The sequence below is a fragment of the Halomonas flagellata genome (assembly GCF_022487945.1).
In the GTDB taxonomy this organism is placed as follows: domain Bacteria; phylum Pseudomonadota; class Gammaproteobacteria; order Pseudomonadales; family Halomonadaceae; genus Halomonas; species Halomonas flagellata.
The window spans coordinates 96,890-115,333 of sequence record NZ_JAKVPY010000006.1; the positions used below are offsets into that span (position 1 = coordinate 96,890).

Annotated in this window: 22 protein-coding genes and 1 tRNA gene; 14 read left to right on the forward strand and 9 right to left on the reverse strand. The window is 68.1% G+C overall.

Annotated features, from left to right (window positions below):
- Positions 1–41: 41 nt before the first annotated feature.
- Complete coding sequence (dnaQ, locus tag MKP05_RS06585) at positions 42–794, forward strand: DNA polymerase III subunit epsilon (protein WP_240567574.1); 753 nt, start codon at positions 42–44, stop codon at positions 792–794.
- Positions 794–1,567, forward strand: coding sequence for an NAD(+) diphosphatase (nudC, locus tag MKP05_RS06590; protein ID WP_240567575.1), 774 nt, complete (start codon positions 794–796; stop codon positions 1,565–1,567). Before dnaQ ends, nudC begins: the two co-directional genes overlap by 1 nt.
- A 27-nt stretch (positions 1,568–1,594) precedes the next feature.
- On the opposite strand, the gene MKP05_RS06595 is transcribed toward nudC, so the two are convergent.
- Entirely contained in the window at positions 1,595–1,906 is a 312-nt protein-coding gene (locus tag MKP05_RS06595) for an SCP2 sterol-binding domain-containing protein (protein WP_110285109.1), read from the reverse strand.
- A 164-nt stretch (positions 1,907–2,070) separates the two neighbouring features.
- Here MKP05_RS06595 and sohB point away from each other — a divergent pair, with 164 nt between their 5' ends.
- Positions 2,071–3,111: a protease SohB gene (gene sohB, locus MKP05_RS06600; protein ID WP_240567577.1), complete on the forward strand. Its 1,041-nt coding sequence runs from the start codon at positions 2,071–2,073 to the stop codon at positions 3,109–3,111.
- 9 nt (positions 3,112–3,120) lie between these two features.
- Here the strand turns inward: sohB and MKP05_RS06605 are convergent, their stop codons facing one another.
- Positions 3,121–3,450 carry an ArsR/SmtB family transcription factor gene (locus MKP05_RS06605; protein WP_110285111.1) on the reverse strand — a complete coding sequence of 110 codons (330 nt, stop codon included), beginning with the start codon at positions 3,448–3,450 and terminating at the stop codon, positions 3,121–3,123.
- 381 nt (positions 3,451–3,831) lie between these two features.
- On the opposite strand from MKP05_RS06605, the gene MKP05_RS06610 reads away from it, so the two are divergent.
- Together MKP05_RS06610 and MKP05_RS06615 are read left to right on the forward strand one after the other, a co-directional pair.
- Complete coding sequence (locus MKP05_RS06610) at positions 3,832–5,742, forward strand: propionyl-CoA synthetase (RefSeq protein ID WP_240567578.1); 1,911 nt, start codon at positions 3,832–3,834, stop codon at positions 5,740–5,742.
- Between the two features lie 144 nt (positions 5,743–5,886).
- Positions 5,887–6,663: an alpha/beta fold hydrolase gene (locus tag MKP05_RS06615; RefSeq protein ID WP_240567581.1), complete on the forward strand. Its 777-nt coding sequence runs from the start codon at positions 5,887–5,889 to the stop codon at positions 6,661–6,663.
- A 7-nt stretch (positions 6,664–6,670) separates the two neighbouring features.
- On the opposite strand, the gene MKP05_RS06620 is transcribed toward MKP05_RS06615, so the two are convergent.
- Positions 6,671–7,936, reverse strand: a complete 1,266-nt coding sequence (locus MKP05_RS06620; protein WP_240567583.1) for an ABC transporter substrate-binding protein — start codon at positions 7,934–7,936, stop codon at positions 6,671–6,673.
- A gap of 165 nt (positions 7,937–8,101) precedes the next feature.
- Between MKP05_RS06620 and MKP05_RS06625 the strand changes: the two genes are divergently transcribed.
- Complete coding sequence (locus MKP05_RS06625) at positions 8,102–9,808, forward strand: potassium/proton antiporter (RefSeq protein WP_240567585.1); 1,707 nt, start codon at positions 8,102–8,104, stop codon at positions 9,806–9,808.
- Positions 9,809–9,836: 28 nt separating this feature from the next.
- On the opposite strand, the gene MKP05_RS06630 is transcribed toward MKP05_RS06625, so the two are convergent.
- Entirely contained in the window at positions 9,837–10,391 is a 555-nt protein-coding gene (locus MKP05_RS06630; protein ID WP_240567586.1) for a YaeQ family protein, read from the reverse strand.
- A 293-nt stretch (positions 10,392–10,684) separates the two neighbouring features.
- On the opposite strand from MKP05_RS06630, the gene MKP05_RS06635 reads away from it, so the two are divergent.
- The gene (locus MKP05_RS06635) at positions 10,685–11,335 is read left to right on the forward strand and encodes a metallophosphoesterase (RefSeq protein WP_240567588.1); all 651 of its coding nucleotides are present in this window, start codon (positions 10,685–10,687) and stop codon (positions 11,333–11,335) included.
- Positions 11,336–11,397: 62 nt separating this feature from the next.
- Here MKP05_RS06635 and MKP05_RS06640 read toward each other — a convergent pair.
- A tRNA-Ser gene (locus MKP05_RS06640) sits at positions 11,398–11,487 on the reverse strand.
- Positions 11,488–11,607: 120 nt separating this feature from the next.
- On the opposite strand from MKP05_RS06640, the gene MKP05_RS06645 reads away from it, so the two are divergent.
- The 7 genes from MKP05_RS06645 (at position 11,608) to MKP05_RS06675 (ending at position 14,949) form a co-directional block, all read left to right on the forward strand.
- Entirely contained in the window at positions 11,608–12,072 is a 465-nt protein-coding gene (locus MKP05_RS06645) for an NUDIX hydrolase (RefSeq protein ID WP_240567589.1), read from the forward strand.
- Between the two features lie 81 nt (positions 12,073–12,153).
- Entirely contained in the window at positions 12,154–12,822 is a 669-nt protein-coding gene (locus tag MKP05_RS06650) for a Bax inhibitor-1/YccA family protein (RefSeq protein ID WP_110285118.1), read from the forward strand.
- A 67-nt stretch (positions 12,823–12,889) separates the two neighbouring features.
- Entirely contained in the window at positions 12,890–13,282 is a 393-nt protein-coding gene (gene tusD / locus MKP05_RS06655; protein WP_240567590.1) for a sulfurtransferase complex subunit TusD, read from the forward strand.
- 26 nt (positions 13,283–13,308) lie between these two features.
- Positions 13,309–13,680, forward strand: a complete 372-nt coding sequence (locus MKP05_RS06660) for a DsrE family protein (protein WP_240567591.1) — start codon at positions 13,309–13,311, stop codon at positions 13,678–13,680.
- 43 nt (positions 13,681–13,723) lie between these two features.
- Positions 13,724–14,014 carry a sulfurtransferase complex subunit TusB gene (tusB, locus tag MKP05_RS06665; RefSeq protein WP_110285121.1) on the forward strand — a complete coding sequence of 97 codons (291 nt, stop codon included), beginning with the start codon at positions 13,724–13,726 and terminating at the stop codon, positions 14,012–14,014.
- The gene (locus tag MKP05_RS06670; protein ID WP_240567592.1) at positions 14,014–14,367 is read left to right on the forward strand and encodes a TusE/DsrC/DsvC family sulfur relay protein; all 354 of its coding nucleotides are present in this window, start codon (positions 14,014–14,016) and stop codon (positions 14,365–14,367) included. The genes tusB and MKP05_RS06670 overlap by 1 nt, the downstream gene beginning before the upstream one ends.
- A 12-nt stretch (positions 14,368–14,379) precedes the next feature.
- Positions 14,380–14,949 (forward strand): acyl carrier protein phosphodiesterase, encoded by a 570-nt coding sequence (locus MKP05_RS06675; RefSeq protein WP_240567593.1) that lies wholly within the window; start codon positions 14,380–14,382, stop codon positions 14,947–14,949.
- 6 nt (positions 14,950–14,955) lie between these two features.
- On the opposite strand, the gene MKP05_RS06680 is transcribed toward MKP05_RS06675, so the two are convergent.
- The 4 genes from MKP05_RS06680 to MKP05_RS06695 all read right to left on the reverse strand — a co-directional run bounded on the left by MKP05_RS06680 (position 14,956) and on the right by MKP05_RS06695 (position 18,437).
- Entirely contained in the window at positions 14,956–16,164 is a 1,209-nt protein-coding gene (locus MKP05_RS06680; RefSeq protein WP_240567595.1) for a molybdopterin molybdotransferase MoeA, read from the reverse strand.
- A gap of 267 nt (positions 16,165–16,431) precedes the next feature.
- Positions 16,432–16,962, reverse strand: a complete 531-nt coding sequence (gene moaB, locus MKP05_RS06685) for a molybdenum cofactor biosynthesis protein B (RefSeq protein WP_240567597.1) — start codon at positions 16,960–16,962, stop codon at positions 16,432–16,434.
- The gene (locus MKP05_RS06690) at positions 16,959–17,276 is read right to left on the reverse strand and encodes a DUF1244 domain-containing protein (RefSeq protein ID WP_240567599.1); all 318 of its coding nucleotides are present in this window, start codon (positions 17,274–17,276) and stop codon (positions 16,959–16,961) included. The genes moaB and MKP05_RS06690 overlap by 4 nt, the downstream gene beginning before the upstream one ends.
- 99 nt (positions 17,277–17,375) lie before the next feature.
- Entirely contained in the window at positions 17,376–18,437 is a 1,062-nt protein-coding gene (locus tag MKP05_RS06695) for a formate dehydrogenase subunit gamma (RefSeq protein WP_240567601.1), read from the reverse strand.
- Between the last annotated feature and the right edge of the window lie 7 nt (positions 18,438–18,444).

Sequence of the window (18,444 nt, forward strand, 5' to 3'; positions counted from 1 at the left end):
ACCTTTCATACCCTTGCAAGCCGAGCTGACGAGACCCCACCATGCGCCAGATCATCCTGGATACCGAGACCACCGGCATCGACCCGCGTGACGGTCACCGGCTGGTCGAGATAGGGGCGGTCGAGATGGTCAACCGCCGCCTCACCGGCAACACCTATCACCAGTACATCAACCCCGAGCGGGAGATCGAGGCCGAGGCCGTGGCGGTGCACGGCATCACCAACGAGCGAGTCGCCGACGAGCCGATCTTCGCCGCGATCGCCGACGATTTCTGGGCCTTCATCAAGGGGGCGGAACTGGTGATCCACAACGCCCCCTTCGACGTCGGCTTCATGGATCACGAGTTCGAGATGCTCAACCGCCGGCGCGGCGAGCCGCGGCTGGGTCCGGTCGCCGAGCATTGCCGGATCCTCGACACCCTGCAGATGGCCCGGGACAAGCACCCCGGCCAGCGCAATAACCTCGATGCGCTGTGCAAGCGCTACGAGATCGACAACGGTCACCGGGTGCTCCACGGCGCCCTGCTCGACGCCGAGATCCTCGCGGATGTCTATCTGGCGATGACCGGTGGCCAGACGGCGCTTTCGCTCGATGCCTCCGCCAGCGGTGAGGGAACGACGAATGGCAGCACGGGCCTGGTCATCCGGCGCCTCGCCCTGGAGCCGGGTCGGCTGCGGGTGCTGCGTCCGAGCGAACCCGAGCTGGCGGCTCATCAGGCCAAGCTGGCGCGTATCCGCGAGGCCGCCGGCGAGTGCCGCTGGGACCGGCTCGCCGAGGATGAGGACGCGAGCTGATGCTGCGTCGCGACCTCCCTGCCGGCGTCGGCAGCGGCCATGTCATCCGTCTCGCCGAGGGGCGCATCGCCCCGGCACCGGACGGGGGCATCCTGCAGCCACCGTGCCCCTGGACCCCCGAGATGCAGCCGCTCTGCTACTGGCACGACGCCCCGGTCGCGCTCAGCCTCGAGGACAGGGCGGACTCGGCATGGCCCGACGGGCGTGACTGGCTCGGCCGACTGCCGGAATCCTGGTTCGCCCTGCTCTCCACGGCCCTGCAGGTGGGGGCCTGGTTGCGCGATCACCGCTTCTGCGGTCGCTGCGGAGCTCCTGCCGCCCGGCTGGACGCCGAGTTCGCCATGCACTGCGAACGCTGTGGCCACCGCAACTACCCGCGCATCTCGCCTTGCATCATCACCCTGGTCACCCACGGCGAATCGCTGTTACTGGCCCGCAGCCCGCGGTTTGCGCCCGGGCGATACTCGACCCTGGCCGGCTTCATCGAGCCGGGGGAGTCCGCCGAGGAGGCGGTGCGGCGCGAGATCTTCGAGGAGGTGGGGCTGACGGTGGGGCGGGTGCGCTACTTCAAGAGCCAGGCCTGGCCCTTTCCCCACGCGCTGATGCTGGGCTATTTTGCCGAGGCGGCGAGCCGTCGCATCCGCATCGACGGGGTCGAGATCTCCGATGCGGCCTGGTTCAGCCCGCGGCGTCTCCCGCAGTTGCCGCCGCTCTACTCGATCTCGCGGGCGCTGATCGAGACGCACCTCAATGAGGTACGGGTGGCGCCATGACGATGGGCCGCCCGTGCGGCGGGGTGCTCAGTCGGCGGGAAAGAGGCTGCCCAGCCGGGTCGCCAGCATGACGTTCCCTGTGGCCTTCAGCTTGCCGGTCATGAAGGCGGTCATGCCGTTGATTTCGCCGTTCATGACCCCCTTGAGGGTATCGGTGCTCATGCTCAGGGTCACGGAAGGGGCGTCGTGCTCGCCCTCCTCGACGGCGAGGCTGCCATCCTTCACCACCAGGTAGTGGCTGCCGGCATCGCTGAAGTGGAACTGGAAGACCTCGTCCATGCCGCTGGCGGCCTGGGGGTCGAAACGAGTCTGCAGCTTGTCGAGGGTGGAAGGGGTCATGTCGGGTCCTTGGTCGGTAGGGCCGTGGATCGGGGGAAGGGCGCGGGCGCCGTCGTCGAGATGCCCGAGGATATTTAAAACGATCGTTTCAATCAAGTATTGCTCCCGTTCCCGCTTCATGCTTGGCTGGGAGACGACGAGAACCGCGACGCGAGGAGAGCCCGGTGAACGAGTGGTTGACGGATTTCGGCATGTTCCTGGCCCAGGTGCTGAGCCTGGTGGTGATTGGCGGCCTGGTGGTGGCCGTGGCCGTGAAGGCCCGTGGCGAAGTGGGTGAACGCACCCGGCTGCGCATCGAGGAACTCAACGCGAACCGCGAATACCGACGCCGCCGCCTGGCCATGGCCGCCAGCGAGCCCGGCGAACGCAAGCGCCTGCTCAAGGGCTTTCGCCGGGATGACAAGTCCCGCAGCCGGCGTGGTCGCAAGGGGCGAGGGGAGCCGCGGCAGACGGTGTGGGTACTCGATTTTCATGGTGACATCCGGGCCAGTGCGACCGGGCGCCTCGGCGAGGAAGTCTCGGCGCTGCTCGATACCGCCGGGGAGGGTGACGAGGTGGTGATACGCCTGGAGTCGGCCGGGGGGTTGGTGCATGCCTATGGCCTGGCCGCCGCCGAGCTCGACCGCCTGCGCGCGGCGAAGTTGCGGACCACCGTCTGCGTCGACAAGGTGGCTGCCAGCGGCGGTTACCTGATGGCCTGCGCCGCCGATCAGCTGCGGGCGGCACCCTTCGCGGTGCTCGGCTCCATCGGTGTGGTCGCCCAGTTGCCCAATGTCCACCGCCTGCTCAAGCGTCACGACATCGACGTGGAACTGCTCACCGCCGGACGCTACAAGCGCACCCTGACGGTCTTCGGCGAGAATACCGAGGAGGGGCGCGCGAAGTTTCGCGAGGACCTGGAGACCATTCATTCCCTGTTCAAGCGCCATGTGGCCGAGCGCCGCCGGCATCTCGATATCGAGACGGTGGCCACCGGCGAGGTGTGGTATGGCAGTGAGGCGCTCGAGCAGGGGCTGGTCGACGCCCTGGGCACCAGCGAGGCCTATCTGGCCGAGCGGATGAAGGATGCCCGGGTGATCAGCCTGAAACTGGAGCCGAAGCGCAAGCTGAGCGAGCGCCTCGGCCTGGCGGTCTCTCGCGGCGTGGAGCGGGCGGTCGAGCGTGGCCTCGAGGTGCTGGAAGCCGGTCGCTGGCAGAAGCGCTGACGGGCCCCCTCATGGCGTCGTGTCGAAGCCCAGGCGCCCGAGTGCCTCGATCACGGTACGGGCACTCTCGCCGTGCAGCGAGTAGTAGATGGTCTGGGAGGCGCGTCGGGTGCTGACCAGGCCCTCGCGGCGCAGGATCGCCAGGTGCTGAGAGAGGGCCGACTGGCTCAGGCTGAGCCGTTGGTTGAGCTCCGTCACCGACAATTCATTGCCGTCGAGCAGGCACAGGATCCGCAAGCGATTGTCATTGGCCATGGCCTTGAGCAGTGTGGTTGCCTGGTCGATGACCGGATCTCCTCCATCGAGCAGGCGAGAGGCGACGCTGTTAGAGGTGCTCATGGTGTCCCCCCTGCGTTGACAGGCCCTGTGGCCCCGGCTCTATGCCCTGCAACCCGGCCGTCGCCGGCAGTTGAGGCGTTGCTGACGTTTGCCCGGCCCTCCCTGACTGACTCCGCCCTGGTCTTTCCCGGCAACCAGGCATTTCCTGTTTTAATCATTGCTCAAGCATAGCTCACAGCAAGCCGGAGCAGGGCCCCGTTTTCACGATGGTTCAATGGCCAACGCCGACAGTTTGTGCTTTTCCCTGGCTCGTTGTCGACAATAAGGGGCGAGGACCTTCATCTTTTGTCGCAGATTAGCCGATGGTATGAGGGCGTCAGCAAAAAACTCCTCTAGAGTGTCAACAATTCCCGCCGTCATCCGATTGCAGACAGGACGCACATGAGCACCTATCATCGCGAATTCCACCGCTCCATCGAGCAGCCCGAAGCCTTCTGGGCCGAACAGGCTCGCCGGCTTCCCTGGTTCACGCCGCCGACGACCATCCTCGAGTACGACGAGGCAGGGCATGCCCGCTGGTTCGTCGATGGCGAGATCAATATCTGCCACGCGGCCCTGGACCACCATGTGGAGCAGGGCCGTGGTGACCAGCCGGCGATCTTCTGGGATTCGCCGGTCACCGCCGGCAAGCGGGTGATCACCTATGCCGAGATGCGCGACCAGGTGGCCCGTTTCGCCGGAGCACTCAAGGGGCTCGGTGTGGAGAAGGGCGACCGGGTGGTGATCTACATGCCCATGGTGCCCGAGGCCCTGGTGGCGATGTATGCCTGTGCCCGTCTCGGTGCGGTGCATTCGGTGGTGTTCGGCGGCTTCGCCCCCCACGAGCTGGCGGTGCGCATCGAGGATGCCGAGCCCCGGGTGGTGGTGGCCGCCTCCTGCGGCGTCGAGGTCGACCGGGTCATTTCCTACAAGCCGATCATCGACGCCGCCATCGAGCAGAGCGCCCACAAGCCGGAGGCCTGCGTGGTACTGCAGCGCGAAGAGCTGACTGCCGAGCTGACCGGGCGTGATCATGACTGGGAGGCCCTGGTGGCCGCCGCCACGCCGGCCGACTGCGTGCCGGTGAAGGGCGGTGCCCCGCTCTACGTGCTCTACACCTCGGGCACCACCGGCAAGCCCAAGGGGGTGGTGCGCGACACCGCGGGCTACGCGGTGGCGCTGCACTACTCCATGGAGACCATCTACGACATGGCCCCGGGGGAGGTGTTCTTCTCGGCCTCCGACGTGGGCTGGGTAGTCGGGCACTCCTACATCGTCTATGCCCCGCTGCTGCGCGGCTGCACCACTGTGGTCTACGAGGGCAAGCCGGTGAAGACCCCGGATGCCGGCGCCTTCTGGCGCTTGATCAGCGAGTATCGGGTGAAGAGCTTCTTCACCGCGCCGACCGCCTTCCGCGCCATCAAGAAGGAGGACCCGGACGGCCAGCGGCTAGCGCAGCACGATATCTCCTGCCTCGAGGCGCTGTTCCTCGCCGGTGAGCGACTCGACCCGCCGACCTTCCACTGGCTCGACGACCTGCTCGACGTGCCGGTGATCGACCACTGGTGGCAGACCGAGACCGGCTGGCCCATCGCCGCCAATCTGCACGGCCTCGAACCCATGCCCACCAAGGCCGGTTCGGCCACGGTGCCGGTACCCGGCTTCGACGTGCAGATCCTCGACCGCGAGGGCGAGCAGGCCGCGGCCATGGAGCAGGGCAGCGTGGTGATCAAGCAACCCTTGCCTCCGGGCTGCCTGGTGGGGGTATGGCGCGACCCGCAGCGCTTCCACAGCGCCTACATGGCGGCCTTCCCGGGCTACTACCTCACCGGTGATGGCGGCTACTTCGACGAGGACGGCTATCTCTTCATCATGGGGCGCACCGATGACGTCATCAACATTGCCGGCCATCGCCTCTCCACCGGCGAGATGGAGGAGGTGGTCGGTGCGCACCCGGCGGTCGCCGAGTGCGCGGTGATCGGCATCCATGATGCCCTCAAGGGGCAGGTCCCGGTGGGGCTGGTGATCCCCAAGGATGGTTTCGACGGTGACGAGGTGGCCCTGGAGGAAGCGCTGATCGCCCTGGTGCGCGAGAAGATCGGCCCCATCGCCTGCTTCAAGCAGGTGCTGGTGGTCGACCGGCTGCCCAAGACCCGCTCCGGCAAGATCCTGCGCAAGCTGCTGCGCAACATCGCCGATGGGAAGGAGTACGGCGTGCCCTCGACCATCGATGACCCGGCAAGCCTGCAGGACGTCCACGAGGCGATGAAGGAGCGCTCGGTGGGGGCGGCCCACGAGGCCCGCCAGGTCTGACGGTCGGAACGGTTGAGCGACCCGCGCCGCCCCTGGAGGGCGGCGCGGTCGTCTGGGGCCGGCGCGGACATGGCCAGGCGCCCCACGAGGCCGTATAATGCGCGCCCTGCTCGCCCCAGAAGCCACCGCACCGAGGAGATTGCCATGCCCATCGCACTCAATCATGTGGATACCGGAGGAGCGGGCATTCCGCTGGTGGTCGTCCATGGCCTGTTCGGCAGCGCCGACAACTGGCGCTCCCACGTGAAGGCATGGCAGGAGGGGCGCCGGGTGATCACGGTGGACCTGCGCAACCACGGCCGTTCTCCCCATGCGGTGGGCATGGGCTATGACGCGATGGCCGCCGATCTGATCGCACTGCTGGACCGCCTCGGCATCGCGCGGGCTCACCTGCTGGGTCACTCCATGGGCGGCAAGGTAGTGATCAGCCTGGCACGACTCGCCCCGGAACGGGTGGCCTCGCTGATCGTCGCCGACATCGCGCCGCGCGCCTATGGCCATGACCACGACGCCGTCTTCGCCGCGCTGCGCCGGGTCTCCGAGGGCCGGCCCGCCAATCGTCGCGAGGCCGATGAGCTGCTCGCCGAGCATGTCGAGGAGCGCGGCGTGCGACTCTTCCTGGCCACCAATCTCGAACGGGCCGAGGAGGGCGGCCTGCAGCTGCGTCTGGGGCTCGACGAGATCCAGGAGGACTACGAGGCGATCATGGGGGCGCCGGCCGGTGAAGGGGCCTACACCGGACCGACCCTGGTGCTGCGGGGAGCGAACTCGCCTTACGTCACCGACGCGATGCTGCCCGAGCTTCGCGAGGTGTTGCCCGAGGCCCGTGTGGTGACCCTGGACGCCGGGCATTGGCTGCATGCCGAGCAGCCCGAGGCGTTTCGCCAGGCGGTGGACGACTTCCTGGCCGTACCGGCCTGATCCGGCCTCAGAAGGTACCCGGGTCGAGGGCCAGGCGCTCCACCGGGGTCAGGTGCTCGACCAGGCCGGCCTCGTGCAGGAACTTCTCGAAGCGCGCATAGCGGCCATGGTCGACGGCCGCAGGGCTTGCGCTGAGGTGCAGCAGGATGTCCGGCCAGGCCGCCAGGTTGGCCGGTGTCTCCAGTCCCGGCTCGGTGGCCAGCAACCGGGCCCAGGCCTCGGCGGGGTGCGCCAGGATCCAGGCGGTGGCTTCCTCCAGCGCTTCCACCAGGTGACGGATGGCCTCGCGCTGGCCGTTGAGCCGATCGCGGTTGGCGAGCAGGATCAGGCCATCGTGCAACGGCACGCCGTGCTCCTCCACACGCATCAGGCGGGTGGCGACTCCCTCGTCGCCGAGCTGACGGGGCAGTAGATGGCGCATGGCGCCGATCACGCCATCCACCCGGTCCTCGCTCATCGCACGCGCCAGGCCGAAATTGACGTCACGCATCTCCACCTCGGCTCGCTTGACGCCATGGGGACGCAGCAGCATAGCGAGCAGGATGTCCCGGCTGTCCTCGTCGGCATGGCCGATGCGCCGTCCCGCCAGGTCGGCAGGCGAGTCGATGCCCAGGCCGTCACGGACGACCAGCGCGGCCAGTGAGCCGTCGACCAGGGTCGCGACCCGGATCAGCGGCAGGCCCTGATCGACCTTGAGGTGCAGCAGTGGCTGGCGGGTCAGGGCGAGATCCACCCGTGAGGCGGCGAGCAGCCTGGTCGGTACGTTGGGGTCGGCCGGTGTCGACAGTCTTACCTCGAGGCCTCGCCGCGCGAACATGCCCTTGTCGCGTGCGACGATCAGGGCGGCATGCTGGGGGCTCGGGTACCAGTCGAGCATCACGTCCAGCTCCGTGACCGGCGGCGGCGCGATGGGCTCGGCCGGAGCCTGGGCGGTGCTGGGTACCGGAGGACCGGGTTCCTCGTCGAGCCGTCCGGGCGGTGTCGCCATGGGCGCCTCGCCCGCCCCGCGACGCCGCACTTCAGGCGGCGGCGCGGCAGGCCCGGTCGTCGTCATGCCCTCGCTACTGCCACCGACCGTCTCCGCCGACGGCGCCGGCGGGGCATCGCCCAGCACGGGCACCATCACCTCGGTGCCCAGGGGCGGGTGGCCCAGGGGGGGAGCCGGCAATGGCTCGCCGCCGCCCCCGGCGGACGGCGAGGACAGCAGGGCCAGCGCCACGAGGCATGACAGGACGAATCCCCAGCTCGGCAGGCGGCGAGCGCGAGTGGTCATTGAGGGGGCTCCAACGGCTGGACACGACAGGTGCGCCCGTGGCGCGGCGCCAGTTTAGCCCCTGGCGCTTTGCCGTGGCCAGTTCGAGGCGCGACGGCTCGTCATCGCGACGGGCAACGGGGGGGCGTGCGATAATCGCGCTTCCAGTTGTCGGGGCAGGACGCCATGGATGTCATCAATTCCCTCTTTCTGCTCAGCGGTTTCCTGATTGCCCTGAGCGTGCTCGCCAGCCGGCTCTCCACCCTGGTGGGGCTGCCGCTGCTGTTGATCTTCCTGGGGCTCGGCATGCTGGCCGGGGAAGAGGGGCTGCTCGGCATCCAGTTCGACGACTATTCGCTCGCCTTCCTGATCGGCCACCTGGCACTGGCCATGATCCTCCTCGACGGCGGGCTGCGCACCCGGCTGAAGACCTTCCGGGTCGGCTTCCGGCCGGCGCTCTCGCTGGCCACCTTCGGGGTCTTCATCACCAGCGCCGTGGTCGGGGCGATCGCGATGTGGATCTTCGACCTGACCCTGGTGCAGGGGCTGCTGGTGGGGGCCATCGTCGGCTCGACCGACGCCGCCGCCGTGTTCTCGATGCTCAGTGGGCGCGGCATCAACCTCAACGAGCGCGTCGGTGCCACCCTGGAGATCGAGTCCGGCACCAACGATCCCATGGCCATCTTCCTGACCATCATGCTGGTCGAACTGCTGGTCGGGGAGATCGGTGACGTGATGAGCACCAGCCTGTTCCTGGTGCAGCAGTTCGGCTTCGGGTTGGTCATCGGGCTGGGGGGCGGCTGGTTGATCGCCAGGCTGCTGCGCTGGGTCGACCTGGCCCCCGGTCTCTACTCGCTGCTGGCCCTGGCCCTGGGGTTCTGCGTCTTCGGCCTGACCAGCGTGCTGGGCGGCAGCGGCTTCCTGGCGATCTACCTCGCCGGCCTGATGATCGGCAACCAGCCCGGGCGGCACCTCAATTTCATCCTGCCGGTGCACGACGGCCTGGCCTGGCTCAGCCAGATCGGGCTGTTTCTGGTGCTGGGCCTGCTGGTCACTCCCAGCGAGATGCTCGAGTACGCCCTTCCGGCCTTGCTGGTGGCCCTGGCACTGATCTTCGTGGCGCGCCCGCTGGCGGTACTGATCACCATCAAGCCGTTCTTCAAGTTCCGCTGGCGTGAGGTGGGATTCATCGCCTGGGTGGGACTGCGCGGGGCGGTGCCCATCGTGCTGGCGATCTTCCCGGTGATCGGGGGCGTGGAGAATGCCTCGCTCTATTTCAACGTCGCCTTCGCGGTGGTGCTGATGTCGCTGCTGATCCAGGGGGGGACGCTGTCCTGGATGGCTCGCTGGATGAAGGTCGAGGTGCCTCGCAGCGTGACGCCGAACCTGCGCGGCCCGCTCGGCGTGCTGCCGGAGAACGACTACGAGATGTTCGTCTACGAGGTCGAGAATTCCGACCTCGAGGACGTGCCGATCCGCCTGCTGCGCTTCCCTTCCGGGGCCCTGATCTCGGCGCTGTTCCGCGAGCATGCCATGCTGCACCCCAAGGGCAGCACCCGGCTGCAGCTCGGCGACGTGATCTGCGTGATCGGTCGCACCGATGACCTGCCGGCCCTCAACCGGCTGTTCAATGGCGAGGCCAAGCTCAAGCGGGAGCGTGCCTTCTTCGGCACCTTTACCTTCGACGGCGACGCCCGGATGCAGGATATCGCCGATGTCTACGGCCTGACCCTGAGCCCGGGCGAGAAGGAGATGACCCTGGACCAGTTCATCTCGCTGCGGGTCGGTGGTCACCCGGTGGTGGGCGACGACGTCGACTGGCACGGCATCCACTGGGTGGTCAGCGAAGTCGAGGGCGACAGGATCACCCGGGTGGGGCTGCGCCTCTACTGAGCCGGCGCCAGCAGGCTGCGGGTCGCCTTCAACGAGGTGTCCGCGGGTGCTTGCGTACGGCGAGCTCGATCTCCACCGACGCTTCCGGGCTGGTCAGCCGGACGGCGCCATCCTGCACCGTGCAGCTCAGCGTCATGCTCTTCGTCGCCAGCGATGCCAGGGCCTGCACCGATGCCGGGGCAATGTCGACGACCGCGAGGTTGTCGAGGGTGGCACACTTGCCGGCGATCTGCTCCCACCAGATCGTGGCGCCGTGGCCGCTATAGGTGTAGAGGATCACGCGGCCGGCCCGGCCACAGGCGCGGCGAATGGCCTTTTCGTCGGGCTGCCCCAACTGGATCCAGAGGTCGATGTCGCCGGTCAGGTTCTTCTGCCACAGGTCGGGTTCGTCATCGGTGCTCACTCCCCGGCCGAAGGCCAGGGAGTCATCGGCGTGGAGCGCAAATGCCAGCAGTCGCACCATCATGCGCTCATCGGTTTCCGAGGGATGGCGAGCTACGGTCAGCGTGTGGTCTGCATAGTAATGCCGGTCCATGTCGGCGATCTGGAACTGGACCCTGTGAATCATTGCCTTCAATGCCATCTGTCTACGTCACCCGACCGTCTGGAAAATAGTACCTGCCATGATGACATAGTCGGCGGTATCGAGGGGTGATGGGTGGGGGGCTCGGCCGCAGATGGTCGGTGTACAATGTCGCGAGGAGCCTGTCGGATTTGACCGATCGTCGCGAGAGACACGGATTTCGAGACAAGTTTATCGATCTGATGAGGCGAATAGCGGGCTATTTAACGAAGCAGATCGAATGAAATTGGCCGAAAGCCCGGGTATCGCAGTAGGTCAGCGTTACGTCTGACAGGCTCCGAGGAGGTCGTGTCATGCTGATGATGCACGAAGCGAACACCCGGGGCCGCGATTTCTTCGTGGGTGACATTCACGGCCAGTACCGGTTGCTGGGGGAGGCGCTGCGGCGTGTCGCCTTCAGCAGGACGGATGACCGCCTGTTTTCCGTCGGCGACCTCGTCGACCGCGGTGCCGATTCGCTCGATTGCCTGCTGCTCGTCTTCCAGCCGTGGTTTCACGCCGTGCGCGGCAATCATGAGGAGCTGGCCCGGAATGCGCTGCAGGAAGGCGAGGGCAGCAACGCCTGGGCGCTGTGGATGATCAATGGCGGTGGCTGGGTCGTCGAGAGCGGCGCGAGCGAGGCGCGGAGGGTCCTGGAAGCGGCGCTGCGCCGCCTGCCCCATGCGCGGGAGGTCACGATCGACGGGGAGCGCGTCGGCATGGTTCACGCCGAGCCACCGGCCGACTGGTCGCGTATCGAGGAGGCCGACCCGGAAGCGCTGGTCTGGGGGCGCTCCCGCATCCAGCGGGGCGACGAGACGCCGGTGGCGGGCATCGACGCCGTCGTCGTCGGCCACACCATCGTGGAACGGCCGCTGACCCTGGGCAACGTCCATTACATCGACACCGGAGCCTTCTGCACCGGACGCCTGACGCTGGTCGATGCCCGCGAGCTGCTGACGTGAAAGGGCCAGGATGTGGGTACCATGAAAAAAGCGCCCGCAGGCGCTTGATTCATGAAGCATAATGGCGGAGGGACAGGGATTCGAACCCTGGGAAGGCTCTCACCTTCGCCGGTTTTCAAGACCGGTGCATTCAACCGCTCTGCCATCCCTCCGGCTCACGGGTGGGCATATTACCAGTTTTCGAGGTCGGGTCAAGAGGCCCTTGGGATCAAGGCGTTAGCGGGCCCGATCGATATGGGCCAGAATGAGGTGAGCGAGCCCCGGGAGGCAGCATGAACCGCGACCCTTCAGCACCCTTCCGCCCCGTTGCCGCCGTCTCGGCGGCGCTGGTGCGCGAGGGGCGACTCCTGATGGTCCGCCGGCGCAATCCGCCCAATGCCGGTCGCCTGGCACTGCCCGGTGGCAAGGTCGAAGCCGGCGAGTGCCTGCAGGAGGCGGTCGTTCGCGAGTTGCGCGAGGAGACCGGGGTGCATGCCACGCCACGCGAGGTGCTCACGGCCATCGATGTCCTCGACCATGACCGGGAGGGGCGGCTACGGGCCCATTACGTCGTCGTGGTGATCCGCATGGCGTGGCGGGGCGGGAACGAGGCGGCGGCCGACGACGCCAGCGAGCTATACTGGATGGACCGGGCGGCGCTGGAGGCCGCCGGCGACGAGGTCTGCCGCACGGCCGCCGAGGTGGCGCGGCGGGTTCTCGCCGGCGCAAGGGAGGAATCACCGTTGAGGCATGGATAGACAAGGGCTTGCGCCGGGAACGTCGAGTGGGCATGCTAGGTCGCGTGCCCAGATCAACAACACTCAGGGAGTTCTGGATCGATGGCTTACCAAGACACTCAGCTGACGCAGCAGCAGACACAGGCGATCAGCACCAGCAAGGTGCTGCGCAACACCTACGGCCTGTTGGCCATGACACTGCTGTTCTCCGCTGTGACTGCCGGTGCCGCCATGGCCATGGGCATCGAGCGGATGAACATCCTGGTGTTCCTCATCGGCGCCTACGGCCTGATGTTCCTGGTACACAAGACCGCCAACTCGGCGATGGGGCTGCTCTCCACCTTCGCCTTCACCGGCTTCATGGGCTTCACCCTGGGGCCGATCCTCAGCGCCTATCTGGCCCTGCCCAACGGCGCGGCGCTGATCATGAACGCCCTGGCGATGACCGGCCTGACCTTCATCGGCCTCTCCGCCGTGGCGCTGGTGACCAAGAAGGACTTCAGCTTCCTGGGCAACTTCCTGCTGGCCGGTGCCATCGTGCTGATCCTGGCCATGGTGGCGGGGCTGGTGTTCCAGATCCCGACCCTGATGCTGATGGTCTCCGCCGGCTTCGTGCTGTTCGCTTCGGCGGCGATTCTCTACCAGACCAGCGAGATCGTGCACCGGGCGGGCGAGACCAACTACATCCTCGCCACCATCACGCTCTATGTGTCGATCTACAACCTGTTCGTCAGCCTGCTGTCCCTGCTCGGCATCATGAGCAGCGACTGATTCCCGCTCGGCTGGATCCTGCTGGCCCCGCCTCCCGGTGGGGCCAGACCGTTTCCGGAGACCCTCCATGCGCTATGCCATCCTGCTGCTGGGCGCCCCGTACAGCTGCCAGGCCTCCCACTCCGCGCTGCGTTTCGCCCGCGCCCTGGTGGACAGGGGGCACCGCCTCGAGACGGTGTTCTTCTACCATGACGGCGTGCACAACGCGGCCCGGCTGGCCGCCCCTCCCCAGGACGAGCCCCATCTGGTCGATGCCTGGGTGGCGCTGAGCACCGAGCACGGCACCGCGCTGCAGGTCTGCATCGCCGCTGCCCTGCGCCGCGGGCTGCTCGACCCGCGCGAGGCGGCGCGTCATGGCAAGCAGGGCCACAGCGTCGAGGCCCCCTTCGAGCTGACCGGACTGGGCCAGCTGGTCGACCTCGGGCTGAGCTGTGACCGCCTGGTCACCTTCGGCCCCTGAGCCCCTACCGAGTCGAGGAAGTGACCATGAGCGCGCCATCCCCGTCCGACCTGCTGGTGATCCTGCGTCACGGTTCCCACGGCACGAACTGGCTGCGCGAGGGGCTCGATGCGGCCCTGGTCGCGGCCGCCTTCGGCCGCGGGGTCTCGCTGCTGTTCATGGGCGAGGGCGTGACCGCCTTGCTCCGGGACCAGCAGGTCGGTCCCCTCGGCCAGAAGGGCACCAGCGCGACCCTGGAGATGCTGGCGATGTATGATATCGAGACGCTGCTGGTGGAAGAGGCCGCCCTCGAGCGCTTTGGTCTCACCGCGGCGGACCTGATGCTCCCCGTGCGCCTGCTGTCCGCCGAGGCCATCGCCGCCCAGCCGGGAGCCCACCGCCTGGTGCTGACCTTCTGACCGCGCTCCCGGCGATGCCATCCGCTGTACCGAGGATCCCCGCATGCTGCTGCACATTCTGAATCGCTCCCCGGCCACCAGCCGGGTCTACCAGCAGGCGCTGGTGTCCATGGCCCCGGAGGATCGATTGCTGCTGATCGAGGACGGGGTCCAGGGGGCACTGCCCCAACTGGTGCGCTACTTCGACGGCTTGCAGGGGCGGCTGTTCGCGCTGCGCGAGGACCTGGTGGCACGCGGTCTCGAGGGGCGCTGTGAGGCGTCTGTGCAGGTGGTCGACGTGGATGGCTTCGTGGCCCTGACCGAGGAAGCCGAACGCACGGTGAGCTGGTACTGATGGCAACGACGGCAATCGCACGCGTGGTGGAGGTGGAGGGTGAGCGGATCGGCCTGGATCCCGAGGGGTACCTGGTCGACCTCGCCGATTGGTCGCCGGCGGTGGCGTTCGCCCTGGCGGAAGAGGAGGGGCTGTCACTGACCGACGAGCACTGGGAAGTGATCGAGGTGCTGCGGGGCTTCTACGAGCGCTTCGAGATGGCGCCGGCCATGCGGCCCCTGGTCAAGGCGGTGGGGCAGGCGCTTGGCCCCGAGAAGGGGCGCTCGATCCACTTGATGCGGCTCTTTCCCGGCAGCCCGGCCAAGGTGGCGGCCCGCCTGGCGGGCCTGCCCAAGCCGACCCACTGCCTGTGAACGGCCCCTGAGATGAATTTCCTGGCCCATGCCTGGCTGGCCCGTGGCGGCAGCGACGACTTCCTGTTCGGCAACCTGATCGCCGACGGCGTCAAGGGGCCGGACCTCTCCGGCTGGCCCGACGGGATCGCCGCCGGCATTCGCCATCACCGCCGGGTGGACGCCTTCGTCGATTCCCACCCGGTCGTCCAGGGGGTGCGGGAACGGGTACCGAGGGCCCAGCGGCGCTATGCCGCCATCGCCCTCGACCTGGTCTGGGATCACTTCATCGCCCGCGACCTCGGGCTCGACGTGACGGAATCGGCGCTGGTCGCGCGCAGCTATCGCCTGCTGGCGAGCCGTCCGGCGCCGGCCCGCCTGGCCACCCTGATGCCGGTGCTGGTGGAGCAGGACTGGCTGCATGGCTATGCCGACTTCGCCTTCACCTGCCGCGCCATCCGCGGCATCGGCCAGCGGCTTTCCGGTCCCAACCGCCTCGCCGACCTGGTGCCCTGGCTCGAGGCGGATTACGCCAACCTGGCGTCCGACTTCGCCCGGCTGTGGCCCGCGGTCATCGACGCACTCGAGGTTCCTGTCCCCTGACCCGGCTCAATCGACCCTGAGCCACAGGCAGTCGATGCCGTCCCCCGGTTCGATCCGCGACTCGGCGGGCACCACCGCCAGGGCATCGGCCCCGACGCAGGACGACAGCACCGCCGAGTTCTGGTCACGAAACGCCTTCGCCACAATCCCTTCCTCGCCGAATTCGAGTGCCACGCGCATATAGTGACGACGCGGGCCGGTGGTGGTCGCGAAGTCGGCCCGGGCGGCGAGGCGGGGCAGGGCCTCCAGGGCCGGGCACGCCAGCAGGGCACCGATCAGCGGGCGCAGGAAGAGCCAGGCGCCGACGAACCCCGACACCGGGTTGCCGGGCAGGCCGATGAAGTGGGCCTCGCGGCCGGCCGGCCTGGGCAGCCGGCCCAGCGCCAGGGGCTTGCCCGGGCGAATGGCCAGGCGCCAGAGGTCGAGCCGGCCCAGGGCCTGCAGCGCCGCCTTGACATGATCCTCCTCGCCGACGCTGACCCCGCCGGTGGTGACCACCACCTCGGCCCGCTGGGCCGCCTCCTGGAGCATCTGCAGGGTAGCTTCGCGGCTGTCGGGCACCGAGGCGGCCCACACCACCTCGGCGCCGAAGCGCTCGAGCAGGCGCCTGAGCATCGGCCGGTTGGAGTTGTAGAGCTGGCCCGGCGCCAGCGGTTGGCCGGGGTCGACGATCTCGTCACCGGTGGAGAGCAGGGCCACCCGGGGGCGACGGCGCACCGCCACCTCGGTGATGCCCTGGCCGGCGAGATGGCCGAGTGCGGCGGCCTCGAGCCGCTCACCGGCGGGTAGCAGTGGGGTGCCGGCCCGGACGTCGCGGCCGCGGCGGCGGACATTGTCGCCGGCGGGCAGCCCCTCGGGCATGCGGGCCCGGTCGCCATCCACCTCGACACGCTCCTGCATCACCACGCAGTCGGCCCCGGGGGGGAGCTCGCCGCCGGTGAAGATGCGCGCACAGCTGCCCGGTGCCAGTGGTGCGGCCGGCGTTCCGGCGGCGATGCGCTGGCTGATCGGCAGCCAGGCCCCGGCATCCTCGTGGCGCAGGGCATAGCCGTCCATGGCGCTGTTGTCGAAGCCGGGAACGTCGAGGCGGGCGGTGACCGTCTCGGCCAGCACCCGGCCCGCGGCCGACTCCACGGCCAGGGTCTCGGCCGCCGTGGGCACGACCCCGTCGAGCAGGGCCGCCAGCGCCGCCTCGACGGGCTTCAGCTCAGCCATGCTGGCCTCGCTCGGTCAGTACCCGACTCGCCCGATGGTGCAAGGTGTCGACGGGTCGCCAACGCTGGCGGTGCCTATGGGGTCTGACCCCCGGGACGTCGAGGTTGCCGAGGAAGGCCATGTCGGTGGCTCCAGTCGAGCACGGGGTCAGACCCCATAGGTGCGGCCTCGGCACCTGAATCGAACGGTCATCGCCTGCCATGGCGTCATCATCAACCATGCTGGCCTCGCGGAGAGTTACAGGGCTTGTGACGGCTGTCGGTGATCTCAACCATGCTGGCCTCGCTCGGGGATGACCAGGTTGGCGAAGTTACAGGGTTTATGGCGGCTGTCGAGCTGCTCGGCGAGGATGCCGTCCCAGGCGGTGCGGCAGGCGCCGGTGGAGCCGGGCAGGCAGAACACCACGGTGGCGTTGGCCAGCCCCCCGAGGCAGCGGCTCTGGATGGTGGAGCTGCCGATCTCCTGCCAGGAGAGGTGGCGGAAGAGCTCGCCGAAGCCCTCGATCTGCTTGTCGAGCAGCACCGAGATCGCCTCGGGTGTCGAGTCGCGGCCGGTGAAGCCGGTGCCGCCGGTGGTCAGGATCACCTGCACCCCGGGGTCGGCGATCCAGCCCGCCACCACGGCGCGGATGCGGTAGACGTCGTCGATGACGATCTGCTTGTCGGCCAGCCGATGGCCGGCGCCGGTGAGGCGCTCGACCAGGGCCTGGCCGCTGCGGTCGGTCTCGTCGGTGCGGGTATCGGAGACCGTGAGAACCGCGACCTTCAGCGGGACGAAACCGTCGCGATCGTCGCTCATGCCTGTCCCTTCTTCTGCTGTTGCCGAGCCTCGAGGGCGGCGAGTTGTTCCGGGGTGGCCGGGGCTTGATACTTCTCCTTCCACTCCGCGTAGGGCATGCCGTAGACGTAGTCGCGGGCGGCGTCATAGTCGAGCTCGGCACCGCGCTCCTCGGCGGCGGCCACCAGCCACTTCGAGAGGCAGTTGCGGCAGAAGTCGGCCAGGATCATCAGCTCGATGTTCTGCACCTCCTTGTGCTCGTCGAGGTGCCTGAGCAGGCGGCGGAAGGCTGCCGCCTCGAGTTCGGTACGGGTGGCATCGTCGAGATGCTGCATGGGGTATCTCCCTGCCTGTCGTGAAGGGTTCGTGAGTGCCGCCAGCATAACAAAAGACACCGCCCGGGGGCGGTGTCGAAGCATCGCGATGAGGCCGAATCATCCCGAGCGGGGCGTCGGTTCCTCGCCGCCGCCGGAGGGCTTGCCACCGGCGGCGAGCTGCTCCTCGGGAATCGCCTCGTCCTTGACCTCCTCATACCAGAGGTTGTGGTGATCCCTGGCCCAGGTCTCGTCCACATAGCCGGTGGTCATCCCCTCCAGGGCCCCCTCGGTGCCGATGGTGCCGATGTAGATGTGGCCCAGTGCCACGGCGGTCAGGCCCAGCGCGCCCACGGCGTGGATGAGGTTGGCCCACTGCATGGTGTCGCGGCCCTGGCCGTAGTTGGGGAAGTCGAGCACGAAACCGCTGGCGATCACCACGATGCCCGCCGTGGCCAGCAGCCAGAACCAGACCTTCTCGCCACCGTTGGCGAAGCCGGCATCGACATGTGTCTTGCCGACCATGCCGCCTCCCTTCTTGAACCACGCCAGGTCGTGCTTCTTCGGCCAGTTGTGTTTCAGCACCCGGGCCAGCAGCACGATCAGCAGGATGCCGAACAGCGGCCCCAGATAGTTGTGGATCAGCTTGGTGCCCGACATCATCGCCGCCCAGAAGCCGTCACCGAACAGCGACCGGAAGACGAACTTGCCGTAGAGCAGGTTGAGCCCGGTCAGCGCGAGCACGATGAACAGGCTCGCCACCGTCCAGTGGATCGCACGGACGACCAGCGGCCAGCGCAACAGCTTGCGCCCCGTGCGCGGTTCGCTGAGGTCCTTGCGGCCGATGACCAGGTAGAAGAGCGCGATCACCACGATCATGCCGCCGATGGCGATCAGCCCGAAGGGCGAGACCCAGCGGTTGCGCAGCTGCCGCCAGCGCTCGCCGCTGGCATTGACCAGGTTGTAGTTGGAGCCGGCCCGGCTGTCGCGGAAGTTGGCCCCGGTCTCGCCACTGCGTACCAGGCGCCAGGTGTCGGCATCAAGCGCCGGCACGGCGGTAGCCGCCTCGCCCGCGGGGTCCGCCTGGGCCAGCACCGGCTGGGCGACCCCCAGGCCGACCAGCAGCGCCAGGGTGAAGACCGCCACCCGCCAGAACCCAGGCCATGCATTGGAAATGTACATGCAGCCT